This window comes from Xanthomonas sp. NCPPB 1128, assembly GCF_001043115.1.
Classification (GTDB): Bacteria; Pseudomonadota; Gammaproteobacteria; order Xanthomonadales; family Xanthomonadaceae; genus Xanthomonas_A.
Window position 1 is genome coordinate 23,283 of sequence record NZ_LFME01000026.1, and the last position, 13,698, is coordinate 36,980.

At 70.7% G+C, this 13,698-nt stretch carries 11 protein-coding genes; 6 read left to right on the forward strand and 5 right to left on the reverse strand.

Annotation, left to right across the window (positions count from 1 at the left end; all coding sequences use genetic code 11):
* Positions 1-351: 351 nt before the first annotated feature.
* Positions 352-1,209, forward strand: a complete 858-nt coding sequence (locus ACP93_RS15305; protein ID WP_048491578.1) for a PA4780 family RIO1-like protein kinase — start codon at positions 352-354, stop codon at positions 1,207-1,209.
* A gap of 767 nt (positions 1,210-1,976) precedes the next feature.
* Positions 1,977-2,936, forward strand: coding sequence for an alpha/beta hydrolase (locus tag ACP93_RS15310; RefSeq protein WP_048491533.1), 960 nt, complete (start codon positions 1,977-1,979; stop codon positions 2,934-2,936).
* Positions 2,937-3,113: 177 nt separating this feature from the next.
* On the opposite strand, the gene mnmG is transcribed toward ACP93_RS15310, so the two are convergent.
* Together mnmG and ACP93_RS15320 are read right to left on the reverse strand one after the other, a co-directional pair.
* Positions 3,114-5,003 (reverse strand): tRNA uridine-5-carboxymethylaminomethyl(34) synthesis enzyme MnmG, encoded by a 1,890-nt coding sequence (mnmG, locus tag ACP93_RS15315; RefSeq protein ID WP_048491534.1) that lies wholly within the window; start codon positions 5,001-5,003, stop codon positions 3,114-3,116.
* Between the two features lie 508 nt (positions 5,004-5,511).
* Positions 5,512-6,030 (reverse strand): hypothetical protein, encoded by a 519-nt coding sequence (locus ACP93_RS15320; protein ID WP_048491535.1) that lies wholly within the window; start codon positions 6,028-6,030, stop codon positions 5,512-5,514.
* Between the two features lie 164 nt (positions 6,031-6,194).
* Between ACP93_RS15320 and ACP93_RS15325 the strand changes: the two genes are divergently transcribed.
* From ACP93_RS15325 to ACP93_RS15340, 4 genes are all read left to right on the forward strand, one after another.
* Positions 6,195-7,154: a pyridoxal-phosphate dependent enzyme gene (locus ACP93_RS15325; protein ID WP_048491536.1), complete on the forward strand. Its 960-nt coding sequence runs from the start codon at positions 6,195-6,197 to the stop codon at positions 7,152-7,154.
* On the forward strand, positions 7,139-7,765 hold the full coding sequence (locus tag ACP93_RS15330) for a YdcF family protein (RefSeq protein ID WP_048491537.1): 627 nt from the start codon (positions 7,139-7,141) through the stop codon (positions 7,763-7,765). The genes ACP93_RS15325 and ACP93_RS15330 overlap by 16 nt, the downstream gene beginning before the upstream one ends.
* A 31-nt stretch (positions 7,766-7,796) precedes the next feature.
* The gene (locus tag ACP93_RS15335; RefSeq protein ID WP_048491538.1) at positions 7,797-8,225 is read left to right on the forward strand and encodes a ketosteroid isomerase-related protein; all 429 of its coding nucleotides are present in this window, start codon (positions 7,797-7,799) and stop codon (positions 8,223-8,225) included.
* Positions 8,226-8,341: 116 nt separating this feature from the next.
* Positions 8,342-9,856 (forward strand): ArnT family glycosyltransferase, encoded by a 1,515-nt coding sequence (locus tag ACP93_RS15340; protein WP_048491539.1) that lies wholly within the window; start codon positions 8,342-8,344, stop codon positions 9,854-9,856.
* Here ACP93_RS15340 and bioC read toward each other — a convergent pair.
* The 3 genes from bioC to bioH form a co-directional block, all read right to left on the reverse strand.
* Positions 9,824-10,714, reverse strand: a complete 891-nt coding sequence (bioC, locus tag ACP93_RS15345; protein ID WP_048491540.1) for a malonyl-ACP O-methyltransferase BioC — start codon at positions 10,712-10,714, stop codon at positions 9,824-9,826. The two genes, ACP93_RS15340 and bioC, sit on opposite strands and share 33 nt — an antisense overlap.
* Positions 10,715-10,966: 252 nt before the next feature.
* On the reverse strand, positions 10,967-11,749 hold the full coding sequence (locus ACP93_RS15350) for an SDR family oxidoreductase (RefSeq protein ID WP_048491541.1): 783 nt from the start codon (positions 11,747-11,749) through the stop codon (positions 10,967-10,969).
* 1,166 nt (positions 11,750-12,915) lie between these two features.
* The gene (bioH, locus tag ACP93_RS15355; protein ID WP_048491542.1) at positions 12,916-13,677 is read right to left on the reverse strand and encodes a pimeloyl-ACP methyl ester esterase BioH; all 762 of its coding nucleotides are present in this window, start codon (positions 13,675-13,677) and stop codon (positions 12,916-12,918) included.
* Positions 13,678-13,698 lie beyond the last annotated feature (21 nt).

Sequence of the window (13,698 nt, forward strand, 5' to 3'; positions counted from 1 at the left end):
CCACTTGGCGCGGGAGGAGCTTCTTGTGGGGGGGGACTTCAGTCCCGACGCGATGGACTCGAAAGGCGCTCCACCCATCGACCCAGACGCTGCCTTGCGCACCCCGCGGCACTCAACACGACCAGCCCGCGTCGCCCTCTTGATAGCTGAACGCGGCGGTACGCGCGGGCGGTCGTCGTAGACAAATGCCGGACATCGCTGCGCCCTGGATCGTTCGTCGCACAGGCCGCAGGCCGGCCCAGATGCATCTTCGGGCGCGCTGGCGACACCCTCGACACCGCACAGCGCGTCGGGCGTCGCGCCACGCTTGGGCCATAATCGCAGCGACTCACTCCAGGTATGCCGCACCCGATGAAGATCCCCCCGAGCCTGCAGCCGCTGATCGACGATGGCGTCATCGACGGCGTGCTGCGCCCGCTCAAGAGCGGCAAGGAGGCCGCGGTCTACGTGGTCCAGGCCGGCGACGACGTGCTCTGCGCCAAGGTCTACAAGGACATGGCGCAGCGCAGCTTCCAGGCGCGCGTGCAGTACCAGGAAGGGCGCAAGGTGCGCGGCAGCCGTCAGGCGCGGGCGATCGGCAAGGCCAGCAAGTTCGGCCGCCGCGAGCAGGAAGCGGCGTGGAAGGACACCGAGGCCAACACCCTGTACCAGTTGGTGGATGCCGGCGTGCACGTGCCGCAGCCGCGCGGCTACTTCCACGGCGTGCTGCTGATGGATCTGGTCACCGACGCCGACGGGCAGAGTGCGCCGCGGCTGAGCGAAGTCGAACTGGAACCGGCGCAGGCGCAGGCCTTCCACGCGCAGTTGGTCGGCGACGTGGTGAAGATGCTGTGCCTGGGCCTGGTCCACGGCGACTTGTCCGAATACAACGTGCTGGTCGGCGCCGACGGCCCGGTGGTGATCGACTTCCCGCAGGTGGTCAGCGCCGCCGGCAACAACGCCGCCCGCACCATGCTGCTGCGCGACGTGCACAACCTGCGCGATTGCCTGGGCCGCTTCGCCCCCGAACTCAACGCCACCCACTACGGCGAGGAGATGTGGGCGCTGTACGAGAAGGGCACGCTGCGCCCGGACAGCGCGCTCACCGGCCGCTTCGCCTTCGACACCCGCCGCGCCGACGTGCGCGCGGTGCGCGCCTCGATCGAGGACGCGCGGCAGGAAGCCATCATCCGCCAGCAGGGCCGCGAGGCCGCCGCGCAGGACGATTAGCTGGGGCCTCGAGTAACGACGGAGTCCCACTGTAGGAGCGGCTTCAGCCGCGACAAGCTCTATCGCGAATGCCCGGTCGCGGCGGAAGCCGCTCCTACCAGGGTCACGCCGTGTCCGGCTGCGCTGCGGTAACGCGGGTGATTGAGGTGCCCTGGTGTCGAGTACGCCATGTGGTGGTCATGCGTGTTCGTGGGTGGGAAGCGACGACGTGGACGGCCCGGCCACGCCCGGGCGACCGCATGCAGCATGACCGTTGCCGCCCGCAAAACGCCCCACGGTGTCGGCGAGACTGCGCATACCTGCCGCTCCGCTCGATCAGTGCCTGTTCGATTGCACTGAACCTAGCATCGCCACGCGGTCGCAGGCGCACGCGATCACGCCTTCAGGGTCGGCCTGGAAAACGCGCCGCTGACGCGGCGCAGCGTGTCTGATGACGGCCCCGCAATGCCAACGGACGGCCGCCAACTCCAACGCGGTGTATTGGGGAATGGGTACAGGACCTGGCGCGAAGCCGCGTTTGCGCAGGCCCATGTTGCGCTGCAATGCGGTGCCGCGGCATGTGCGACAGCGGCCACCGCGCGCTGCAAGCCGCGCCAGGCCTTGCCACGCCTGCATTGCGCAGGCCTCTACGCCGCGGCGGCCGGCCGTCTGCCGCTGATCCGCCAGGTGCCTTGATGAGCGTTCCATTTCGCTTATTTGCAGAAATGATTATTGAAAATAACAATCTGCCAGACGCCGCTTGCGCAGCCGCCCCTGGAGGGCCACCCATGTATTTCGATCCAGACGTCGTCCGATTCTTCGCCCTGGCGCAGCAGTCCGGGCAGCCGCCGATGGAGGAACTGCCCTTGCCCGAGGCGCGGGCGATGATGCGCGGCGTCGCCGCGCAGTTCGGTTTCCCGCGCGCGGAGATGGCCGAGGTCCGCGACCTGCAGGCGCCGGGTCCGGCCGCGCCGATCCCCCTGCGCCTGTACCGTCCGCACGGCCTCGACGCAGGCCCGGCGCCGACCTGCCTCTACGCACACGGCGGCGGTGGCGTGGTCGGCGACCTGGATTCGCACGACGACGTGTGCCGGCAACTGGCCGCGCGCGCCGGCTGCCAGGTGCTGGCGGTGGACTACCGGCTGGCGCCCGAGCATCCGGCGCCGGCCGGCATCGAGGACGTGATCGCCGTGCTGCACTGGTTGGCCGCGCACCCGGGCGAGGTCGGCGCCGATGCGCAGCGCCTGGCCGTCGCCGGCGACAGCATGGGTGGGGCCCTGGCGGCGAGCGCCGCGCTGGACGCACGCGATGCCGGCATCGCCCTGCGCTGCCAGATCCTGATCTATCCGCTCACCGACGTACGCCCGGACAATCCCTTCCCGTCGCGCGTGCACAACGCCGGCATCCCGCCACTGACCGAAGCGGCGATGCGCTACTTCGATCGCCAACTGCTGCCGGACCCGTCGCTTGCGTCGGACTGGCGCATCTCGCCGGTGGTGGCCGCGGACGTCGCCGGCGTCGCCCCGGCGCTGGTGGTGCTGGCCGACCGCGACGCGCTGCACGACGAAGGCCTGCACTACGCGCAGCGCCTGCGCGAGGCGGGTGTGGAAACCCTGGTGCGTGTCCACCCCGGCATGATCCACGGCTTCATCAACATGGGCAGCGTGATGCGCGTGGCCGGCGAAACCCTGGACCTGGCCGCGCTGCTGCTGCGCCAGCACCTACTGCCGGTAGCTGCGCAGGACTGAGCGCCTCGCTGCAGCGCATACGCCTGCCTGCGGTCGTTGCCCGCAGCGGCGCGCGCTGCCCTGCCTGACGCAATGCACCCATCGCGTCCGCAGGAGCGGCTTCAGCCGCGACGGGGCGTTGCCGATGCACCTCGGTCGCGGCTGAAGCCGCTCCTGCGCGTGCTGCGCTGTCGCGGGCTACGCCACCCGGCTGCGCCGCGCCCGTTCCAGGTGCACCAGCAGCAGCGAGATCGCCGCCGGGGTCATGCCGGGGATGCGCTGCGCCTGGCCCACGGTCTGCGGACGCACGCGCTCGAGCTTCTGCTGCACTTCGGCCGACAGCCCGCGCACCTGCGCGTAGTCGAAGGCGGCCGGGATCGGGGTGTCCTCGTGGCGCTGCTGGCGCGCGATCTCCTCGCGCTGGCGGTCCAGGTAGCCGGCGTACTTGATGCCGATCTCCACCTGTTCGGCCACCTGCGCGTCGGCCACGCCCGGGCCCAGCGACGGCACCCGCATCAGCGCGGCGTAGTCCAGCTCCGGGCGCTTGATCAGGTCCAGCACGGTGGTCTCGCGGCTCACCGCCACGCCCAGCGTGGCCACGACCTCGCGACCCAGTGCGTTGCCCGGCGTGGCCCACAGCGCGCGCAGGCGCTCGTTCTCGCGTGCCACCGCCTCCTGCTTGGCCTGGAAGCGTGCCCAGCGGCGTTCGTCGACGATGCCCAGGTCGTGGCCGATGCCGGTCAGGCGCGCGTCGGCGTTGTCCTCGCGCAGCTGCAGCCGGTACTCGGCGCGGCTGGTGAACATGCGGTACGGTTCGCTGGTGCCGTGGGTGATCAGGTCGTCGATCAGCACGCCGATGTAGGCCTGGTCGCGACGCGGCGACCACGGCTCCAGCCCGCGCACCTGGCGCGCGGCGTTGAGGCCGGCGATCAGGCCCTGCGCGGCGGCTTCCTCGTAGCCGGTGGTGCCGTTGATCTGCCCGGCGAAGAACAGCCCGGGCATGGCCTTGGTCTCCAGCGAGGCCTTGAGCCCGCGCGGGTCGAAGAAGTCGTACTCGATGGCGTAGCCGGGGCGGGTGATGTGGGCGCGCTCGAAGCCGCGGATCGAGCGCACCAGCTCCAGCTGCACGTCGAACGGCAGCGAGGTGGAGATGCCGTTGGGGTAGATCTCGACCACGTCCAGGCCTTCCGGCTCGACGAAGATCTGGTGGCTGGCCTTCTCGGCGAAGCGCACCACCTTGTCCTCGATCGAGGGGCAGTAGCGCGGGCCGATCCCCTCGATCTGGCCGGTGTACAGCGGCGAGCGGTCCAGCGCGCCGCGGATGATGGCGTGGGTGCGTTCGGTGGTGTGGGTGATCCAGCACGAGACCTGGCGCGGGTGCTGGGCGACCTCGCCCAGGAAGGACATCACCGGCAGCGGATCGTCGCCCGGCTGTTCCTCCATCGCCGTGTAGTCCAGGCTGCGCCCGTCGATGCGCGGCGGGGTGCCGGTCTTGAGCCGGTCCACGCCGAAGCGGCCATCGCGCAGCGCCTGCGCCAGCGCGGTGGCCGGCGGATCGCCGGCGCGGCCGCCGGCGTACTGGGTCTGGCCGATGTGGATCTTGCCGGCCAGGAAGGTGCCGGCGGTCAGCACCACCACCGCGGCCTCGAAGCGCAGCCCGGTCTGGGTCAGCACGCCGCGCACGCGCTCGCCGTACATGACCAGGTCGTCCACCGCCGCCTGGAACACGGTCAGGTTCGGCTGCGCCTCGACCAGGCGCCGGATCGCGCTGCGGTACAGACTGCGATCGGCCTGGCAGCGGGTCGCGCGCACCGCCGGACCCTTGGAGGCGTTGAGGGTGCGCCACTGGATGCCGGCCAGGTCCGCGGCGTGGGCCATCGCCCCGCCCAGCGCATCGATCTCCTTGACCAGGTGGCCTTTGCCGATGCCGCCGATGGCCGGGTTGCAGCTCATCGCTCCTACCGTCTCCACGTTATGGGTCAGCAGCAGGGTGCGGGCGCCGGCACGCGCGGACGCCAGCGCCGCCTCGGTGCCGGCATGGCCGCCGCCGATCACGATCACGTCATGGCGGTAGAAGGAATCGCTCATCGGGGTCTCGTCGGCCGGCGCGGGGCCGGTGGCAGGGGGCGACACATGGAGTCGACCCGGGTGTGAACAGGAATTTTAGCGGTTGCATCACAAATTGCAGATCCGGGCCTCAAGTTGGCACGCAATCTGCAGATATTCCTACTGCACCCAACGTGGCAATGCGTCAGGGGCGTATGACTGGAATTGGAACAGGGGCCAGTCACGCGCACGTTGGGGGAGCTGGGGGCCGGTAGTCGGGGGACTACCGGCCCTTTTTTATGCCCGTTTTTCGCTAGTCGCCGCGCCAGGCCAGCAACGGCAAGGCCCCAACGCGAAAAGCCCCGGCGGACCGGGGCTTTTCGTTGTGAGGCGCCGACGCCCGACAGGGCCGGAACAGGGGGGATCCAGATTTCCCTGTCGGACATCGACATAGACGGTGGGGTCGACCCCTTCGGGTCATAAAGCGACGCAGGCGGTCACCCCGTAGGACGTAGAGTGCGTGCTGGGACAGGCGAACGCAAGCCCTTTCTCAGGGTTCGAGTGTGCGACGTGTCCCATTGCTGCGACCCATATTGCCGGGGCGCGGCGCCGGCGGGCGCTGCATCCCCTCTGGACGCTGCATTGCCGGCCGGGCCGGCTGCATCGACTGCGGTCGCGGCGCCGAATTCAGCGCGTCCGGACGGCGCAGGCGATCCATGTCGCGCCAGGGCGAGGGCACCCGACCGCCCACGCTGGGCGGCGGCGGTGGGCGCGAACCGCCATCGTCCGGCCGCGGACGCGGTGGCGGGCGGTGGCGCGGACCATCGTAGCCACGGTAGTAGTAATACGGCACGCCGTACCCGTAGTAGCCGTAATAGGACGGGCCGTAGCCGTAGTAGGGCACCGCGCCGTAGGGCGAGTAGTACTCGGAGTAGCCGGCCGGGTAGCGGTATTCGACCGACGGGGCGCCACGGTAGTAGCCACCCTCGCCGCCTCCGGCGTAATCGTAGGTGGCACAGCCGCCCAGTGCGGCCAGCAGTCCAGCGGCGCAGATCAGGCGCAGTTTCATGGCGTTTGCCCTCCAGCAGGCTGGCTGACAGGTTCGGTCCGTGGCATTGAATCCCCCCTTAACTTCATCGGCCGCACTTGAACGCTTAAGTTGCGCGCAACGACGGCGAACCGGCGCGGGTCGCGGGCGCTGCACGTTGGCGACGATACGCTACCCTTTCGCGCATGGTCTCACGTTTTCTGCCCGAGTTCGGCGACGTCCTGGCGGCCGCCGCACGCATTGCCGCGCACGCGCGGCCGACCCCGGTGCTGCGTTCGCGGGCGCTGGATGCCGCCACCGGCGCGCAGCTGTACTTCAAGGCCGAACACCTGCAGCGCGGCGGCGCGTTCAAGTTCCGCGGCGCCTGCAACGCGGTGTGGGCGCTGGACCCGGCACAGGCGGCCTGCGGGGTGGTCACCCATTCCTCCGGCAACCATGGCGCGGCCCTGGCCCTGGCCGCGCGCACCCGCGGCATCGGCTGCCATGTGGTGGTGCCGGAGGGGGCGGTCGCCGCCAAGCTCGCCAACATCGCCCGCCACGGCGCCACGCTGTGGCGCTGCGCGCCGAGCATCGCCGCGCGCGAGGCGCTGTGTGCGCAGGTGAAGCGCGATACCGGCGCGACCCTGGTGCATCCCTATGCCGATCCGGCGGTGATCGCCGGGCAGGGCACCGCGGCGCTGGAACTGTTGGACGCCAGCGGCGGGCTGGACCTGCTGGTGGTGCCGGTCGGCGGCGGCGGCCTGGCCGCGGGCAGCCGGCTGGCGCTGTCGGCGCGGGCGCCGCAGGCGCAGTTGCTGCTGGCCGAGCCGGCCGGCGCCGCCGACACCGCGCGCTCGCTGGCGGCCGGCGAGCGCCGCGTGGACATGGTCCCGGACACGCTCTGCGACGGCCTGCGCGGCACCCTCGGCGAACCCAACTTCGCCCTGCTGCACGGCCAGGCCGAGGTGCTGGTGGTGGAGGACGCGGCGACCGTGGCGGCGATGCGGCTGCTGTGGCAGGTGCTCAAGCAGGTGGTGGAGCCGTCCTCGGCGATCGCCCTGGCGGCGGTGCTGGCGCAGCCGGCGCGCTTTGCCGGGCGCCGGGTCGGGGTGATCCTGTCCGGCGGCAACGTCGACCTGGACGCCTTGCCGTGGGGCGCGGCATGAGCGCGCGGCGCGGCTTCCGCTGGCTGGTGCGCCTGGCGGCGTTGCTGGGGCTGTGGCTGCTGGGCGTGGCGATCTACATCGTCTGGGTCGGCGACCGCGACCAGGCGGCGCCGGCCGACGCGATCATCGTGCTCGGCGCCGCGGCCTACGATGCCAAGCCGTCGCCGGTGTTCGAGGAGCGCATCCGTCATGGCCTGGACCTCTATCAGCGCGGCTACGCGCCGACCCTGATCTTCACCGGCGGCTTCGGCAATGGCGCGCGTTTCGCCGAGTCGCAGGTGGCCCGGCGCTACGCGCTGCGCCACGACGTGCCGGCCGACGCGATCCTGATCGAGACGGTGTCGCGCACCACCCGGCAGAACCTGATCGAGGCGCGCCGGCTGATGCGCGAACATGGCCTGCACCGGGTGATCGTGGTCAGCGATCCGCTGCACATGGCACGGGCGCTGCGGCTGTGCCAGGAACTGCAGATCGACGCGCTGGCGTCGTCGACGCCGAGCAGCCGTTTCCGCAGCTTCCAGACCCGCTGGCGCTTCCTGCTGCAGGAGCTGTACTTCTTCCATCGCGACCTGCTGGAGCGGGGCGTCGAGCACGGCGGCGAGACCGTATGATGGGCCTTTCCACGGGCGGAGGGCGGCAGCCATGAGCAACCACGGAGTTCCTGCGCAGGACCAGGCCATCACCCTGGTGCAGGCCTATTACGCGGCGTTCAACCGCGGCGATTGGGACGGCATGCTGGGCATGCTCACCGACGATGTCGCCCACGATCTCAACCAGGGCGCGCGCGAGACCGGCAAGGAGGTCTTCGCCGCCTTCCTGCAGCGCATGAACGCCAGTTACCGCGAGCAGTTGCAGGACATCGTGGTGCTGGCCGCGCAGGACGGCCGCCGCGCCGCCGCCGAGTACGTGGTGCATGGCGAATACCACCACACCGACACCGGCCTGCCGGAGGCGCGCGGCCAGCGCTACGTGCTGCCGGGCGGGGCGTTCTTCGACATCCGCGACGGCAGGATCGCCCGCGTCAGCAACTACTACAACCTCGAAGACTGGATCGCGCAGGTCTCCGCCTGAGCCGCGCGCCGGCCTGAGGCCGGCGCGTTCGCGCTGTCGCAAAACTGTCCGCCGGCCGTCATCTGCGGCCGCAGGCGCGGTGACTATGGTCGCCGCGTCGACCGAGAGGATTGCCGATGCGCGCGCTGCTTCGTTCCCCGGCCGTCGCGGTGGCGCTGCTGGCCTGCACGCTCGCGCTGGCCCTGCTGGGCGCCCGCGGCATCTGGGACGCCGACGAGGGCCGCTACTCCAATGTCGCGCTGAACATGCTGCACAGCGGCGACTGGCTCACGCCCCGCCGCAGCGAGGACGTGGCGCACTGGACCAAGCCGCCGCTGACCTACTGGGCGATCGCCGCCAGCGTCGCCGTGTTCGGGCCGTCGCCGTGGGCGGCGCGGCTGCCGTCGGCGCTGTCCTACCTGCTGTGCGTGCTGCTGGTCTGGCGCCTGGCGATGCGGCTGTTTCCCGAACGCCCCGCGCTGCCGACGCAGGCGGCGCTGCTCTACGCGACCATGCTGGCGCCGTTCGGCGCGGCGCAATGGATCTCCACCGACTTCCTGCTCGCCGCCTGCGAGACCCTGGCGGTGTGGGCCTTCGTCGAGGCGCGTGCGCATCCGCCCGGCCAGGGCAAGCGCTGGATCGCGGCGATGTGGGCCGGCTTCGCCCTGGCGTTCATGACCAAGGGGCCGCCGGGCCTGCTGCCGTTGCCGGCGCTGCTGCTGTTCAACGCGGTGACGCCGGGGCCGCCACGACGCGCGCTGCAGCTCTCCGGCATCGTCCTGTTCGTGGTGCTGGCGCTGCCCTGGTACCTGGCGGTGATCCGTGGCCATCCCGGGTTGCTGCAGTACTTCGTCGGCGACGAGGTGGTCAAGCGCGTGGCCAGCGATGCGTTCGGGCGCAACGCGCAGTGGTACGGCTGGGCGGTGGCGTATGCGCCGATCCTGGTCTTGGGCACGCTGCCGTGGACGCCCGCGCTGGCGCGCTGGGCCTGGCGGCTGCCGCGGCAGCTGCGGCAGTGGTGGCGCACGCCGGCGCTGCGCCTGCAGCAGGCCGCGCCCTTGTTGCTGACCCTGTGGCTGCTGCTGCCATTGCTGGTGCTGTGCCTGTCGCGCTCGCGGCTGCCGCTGTACGTGCTGCCGCTGTTCGTGCCGCTGGCGTTGCTGGCGGCGTGGCAGCGCGCGCAGGAGGGGCGCGCGCCGTGGCGCTGGCCGTGGCTGCTGGGCTGGTGCGGATTGCTGTTGGCCCTCGAACTGGCCGTGGCGCTGCTGCCCACGCATAAGGATGCCGGCGCCTGGGCGCAGGCGATCGCCCAGCGTGCCGGCACGCCGGTGCGCGAGGTGGTGTTCGTCGAGGATATGGCGCGCTATGGCTTGCGCCTGGAGCTGGGCGCGCAGGTGCGCAAGATCCGCCTGGACCCCTTGCCCGACGCGCCGCGCTTCGGTCCCGAGTACGACGCCGACCTGGCGACGGTGCTGCGGCAACCGCGCACCGGCCGCGTGTGGGTGTGCAAGGACGCGGCCTGGTCGCAGGTGGCCGTACGCATCGCCGCGCAGGGCGCACAGGCGCAGGTGCTGGGTAAGCCGTACCAGGGCCGGGTGCTGTTCCGGGTGCGGCCCGGCTCAGTCGCCGCGGCGGCGGATCGGGATCGCTGACAGCGGCACCGCGGCGATCTCGCCGCCGCCTTCGCGGATCGGCGCGCCCGGCGGTGGTGCCCAGGCGTGCGCGTAGATCACTTCCCAGGTGCTGGGCAGCGTGCCGTCGGCGCTGCGCAGCGGCTCGTAGGCGGCGCTGGCGGCAGCGAACCGGCCACGGCCGGTGAGGGTGTGGCGGCGCGCCTGCAGCGCGTTGGTGGCGCCGATCGCGCGCAGTTCGCGCATCAACGCGGCGAGATCCGGATAGGTCAGGTTGAACACGTCGCGGTCCAGCACCGGATCGCGGAAGCCCGACAGCATCAGCGCATCGCCGAACTGCGCGATCGGTGCGAAGCGGCTCACGTGCGGTGTGGTCCGGTCGGCCTGGGCGAACGCCTCGCGCAGTTCCACCAGGGTGTCCGGGCCGAAGCTGGAACACAGCAGCAGGCCGCCGGGCTTGAGCACGCGGCGGAAACCGGCGAACACCGCCGGCAGGTCCTCCACCCACTGCAGGCACAGATTGCTGAAGATCACATCGACGCTGTGCTCGGCCAGCGGCAGCGCGCGCGCGTCGGCGCAGATGCGGCCGAACGGCTTCCACCAGCCGGCCTGGCGCTTGGCCTGCTGCAGCATCGGCAGGGCCTGATCGAGCGCGATCACCTGCGCGCGCGGCCAGCGCTTCTTCATCGCCGCGGCGGCATGCGCCGGGCCGCTGCCCACGTCCAGCACCACCTGCGGCACGCGGTCGCCGAGGTAATCCAGCGATTCCAGCAAGCGCCCCTGCACCTCGCGCTGCAGCGCCGCGGCGGCGTCGTAACTGGCGGCGGCACGCGCGAACGCGCGGCGGATATGCTGGGAGTCGAACGCGGAAGGATCCATCCGCGCATTATCGCCGCCCGCGTCCCGCCGCGGCCAGCGGTGGCGCGAATCACCGCGTTGCGCACTTCGCGCTGATCAAGCGGTGCGACCGCCGCCATGTACTCCCAATCCCGAATCCAGCCGGTTCCTCATCGCCGCTTTTCCCTCGCGGCCAGCGTCGTCCTCAGATCATCATGTTCAGCGCCTCGCGCCGACCAAGCGGCGCGACCGCCGCTGTGCATCCCCACTCCCGACTCCCCCAATCCCGGCTCTTCAGAACGTCCCCGGATAGCTGCCGCCGTCCAGCAACAGGTTCTGTCCGCTCAGATAGCCGGCCTGCGCGCTGCACAGGAAGGCGCAGGCGGTGCCGAATTCCTCCGCGGTGCCGAAGCGCCCGGCCGGAATCTGTTGGCGCTTGCGTTCGGCCAGGTCGGCGGGGTCGATGCCTTCCCGTTGCGCGGCATGGGCGATGTTGCCGCGCAGGCGGTCGGTGTCGAACTGCCCCGGCAACAGGTTGTTGATGGTGACGTTGTGCGCCACCGTGCGCCGCGCCAGCCCGGCGACGAAGCCGGTGAGGCCGGCGCGCGCGCCGTTGGACAGGCCCAGGCTGTCGATCGGCGCCTTCACCGCGGCGGAGGTGATATTGACGATGCGACCGAAGCCGCGCGCCTGCATCGCATCGACGGTGGCGCGGATCAACGCGATCGGCGCCAGCATGTTGGCGTCGAGCGCGCGCAGCCAGTCCTCGCGTTCCCAGTCGCGGAAATCGCCCGGTGGCGGACCGCCGGCGTTGTTGATCAGGATGTCGACCTGCGGGCAGGCGGCCAGTGCGGCGGCGCGCCCATCCTCGGTGGCGATGTCTGCGGCCAACGCGACCACGTCGCCACCGCCGCGCAGCGCGCGCAACTGCGCCGCGGCCGCATCCAGCCCCGCCTGGCCGCGCGCCACGATCACCACGTGCACGCCTTCGCGTGCCAGCGCCTGCGCGCAGCCCAGTCCCAGCCCCTTGCTCGCGGCGCACACCAGCGCCCACTTGCCAGCGATTCCCAGGTCCATGCTTGCGCTCTCGTTCGAAGGAGCCGCGATGATCGGACATCGTCGCTGCTGCGGCCAGCTGCGCGGCGTGACATGGAGGACAGTTGAGCGCGCAAGACATGTGCAGGAGCGGCTTTCGCCGCGCGGTGCGCGGCTGCCATGCGTCGCGACGGAAGGGCACCTCTAAAAACCTCGATTTAAGGAATCGCGCGCCAGGTGGATCAGTCGGTTGCGAAAGACGCAGATCGAGTTTTCGGGGTCGAGGTGTCCTGAAGTCGCTCTCGCAGGGATGGGGTGGGCATCCTTGTGGGAGGGACTTCAGTCCCGACGACGGAGGGTGTCAGCGGGCTTTCGGCGTCGCTTGTCGCGGCTGCATGACAGTTGAGTTCCATGATCGAGCCGCTTGCGTCTTTCTGACATCGGTACAGGATGATGCAGTGTGGGAGTCGACCGTCATGCGGTCGCGACGAACGGAGTCGGGAAGTCCACCGTCTTCGGACGCGATCGGGATGCCATGCGTCCGCGCGCTGCAGGACTGTCTGGGTGAGAGGAATGGAGGCCGCCAGGTCCAGTCGTCGGGACTGAAGTCCCTCCCACAGTGCAATCGCAATCGCCCGCGGTCTTGGAAGAATCCCGATTTCCGGCTTTTTGCGGAAGGCGGTTGCGAAAGATGCAGATCGAGTTTTCGGGGTCGAGGTGTCCTTAAGTCGCTCTCGCAGGAATAGGGTGGGCATCCTTGTGGGAGGGACTTCAGTCCCGACGACGGAGCGTGTCAGCGCACTTTCGCCGTCGCTTGTCGCGGATGCATGACAGTTGAGGTCCTTGAATGGAGCCTCTTGCGTCTGTCTGAGGTCGGTACGGGACGCGTGGTGCAATGTGGGAGTCGACGGTCATGCGGTCGCGACGAACGGAGTCGGGAAGTCCGCCATCTTCGGACGTGATCGGGATGCCATGCGTCCGCGCGTTGCAGGACTGTCTGAGTGAGAGGAATGGAGGCCGCCAGGTCCAGTCGTCGGGACTGAAGTCCCTCCCACAGTGCAATCGCAATCGCCCCGCGGTCCCGGAAGAATTCCGATTTCCGGCGTTTTGTGGGAGTGGCTCGGCCGCGCCGCGATTGGCCGGACATGCGTCGCGGCTGAAGCCGCTCCTACGGCACGCTCGTGGAGCGTGCACGCTGCCCGACCACGCTAGTTCAGCATCGCCATGAATTCGCGCAGCGCTTCGGCCACGGTGTCGGCGTGGCCGAGGAACGGGGCGTGGCCGCCGCCGGCGATGGTCAGCGCACGCGCGTTCGGCGCCAGTGCCGCGGCGGCCTCGATGCCCGCGGGCGGGACCAGGCGGTCGCGCTGGCCGCCGATCCACAGGCTCGGCACGCGCAGGCCGGGCAGGGCGCGGCGCAGGTCGGTGCGTTCCAGCAGGGTCAGGCCGTCCTGCAGCACGTGCGGGTCGGGCGCGCCGCGGGCGTCGAGCGCTTCGCGCAGGGTGCGCAGTTCGGCGCGGGCGTGCGCCGAGCCGAGCGTGTCCAGGGCCAGGAAGCGTTCGAGGGTGCCGCGGTAGTCTTCGGCCAGATCGCGGCCGAACTGTGCGAACACCTGCGGCTCCACCGCGTGCGGCCAATCGCTGCCGCGCACGAAACGCGGCGTTGCCGCGAGCATCGCCAGGCCGCGCACCTGCGGTTGCGTGGCGGCGGCGTGCAGCGCGAACAGCCCGCCCAGCGACCAGCCCAGCCACGCGGCCGGCGGCGTGGCCGCGGCGATCGCGCTGACCACGTGCGGCAGCGCCAGCGGCGTGTCGTCGCCGCGGCTGTGACCGTGCCCGGGCAGGTCCACCAGGTGCAGGCGACACTGCGCCGACAGGCGCTCCACCAATGGCGCGAAGATGCCGCCGTTCAACGCCCAGCCATGCAGCAGGACCAGATCGGGGCCCTGCCCCAGGGTGTCGATATGCATCGTCGTCCGTCGTCGAAGGAA

What these genes read in the sequence shown, in the direction of transcription:
- ACP93_RS15335 (WP_048491538.1), top strand. Translation starts at nt 7,797, where the DNA reads ATGAGCAACCACGGAGTTCCTGCGCAGGACCAGGCCATCACCCTGGTG.
- ACP93_RS15320 (WP_048491535.1), bottom strand. Translation starts at nt 6,030, where the DNA reads ATGAAACTGCGCCTGATCTGCGCCGCTGGACTGCTGGCCGCACTGGGC.
- ACP93_RS15340 (WP_048491539.1), top strand. Translation starts at nt 8,342, where the DNA reads ATGCGCGCGCTGCTTCGTTCCCCGGCCGTCGCGGTGGCGCTGCTGGCC.
- bioH (WP_048491542.1), bottom strand. Translation starts at nt 13,677, where the DNA reads ATGCATATCGACACCCTGGGGCAGGGCCCCGATCTGGTCCTGCTGCAT.
- ACP93_RS15350 (WP_048491541.1), bottom strand. Translation starts at nt 11,749, where the DNA reads ATGGACCTGGGAATCGCTGGCAAGTGGGCGCTGGTGTGCGCCGCGAGC.
- ACP93_RS15310 (WP_048491533.1), top strand. Translation starts at nt 1,977, where the DNA reads ATGTATTTCGATCCAGACGTCGTCCGATTCTTCGCCCTGGCGCAGCAG.
- mnmG (WP_048491534.1), bottom strand. Translation starts at nt 5,003, where the DNA reads ATGAGCGATTCCTTCTACCGCCATGACGTGATCGTGATCGGCGGCGGC.
- ACP93_RS15305 (WP_048491578.1), top strand. Translation starts at nt 352, where the DNA reads ATGAAGATCCCCCCGAGCCTGCAGCCGCTGATCGACGATGGCGTCATC.
- bioC (WP_048491540.1), bottom strand. Translation starts at nt 10,714, where the DNA reads ATGGATCCTTCCGCGTTCGACTCCCAGCATATCCGCCGCGCGTTCGCG.
- ACP93_RS15325 (WP_048491536.1), top strand. Translation starts at nt 6,195, where the DNA reads ATGGTCTCACGTTTTCTGCCCGAGTTCGGCGACGTCCTGGCGGCCGCC.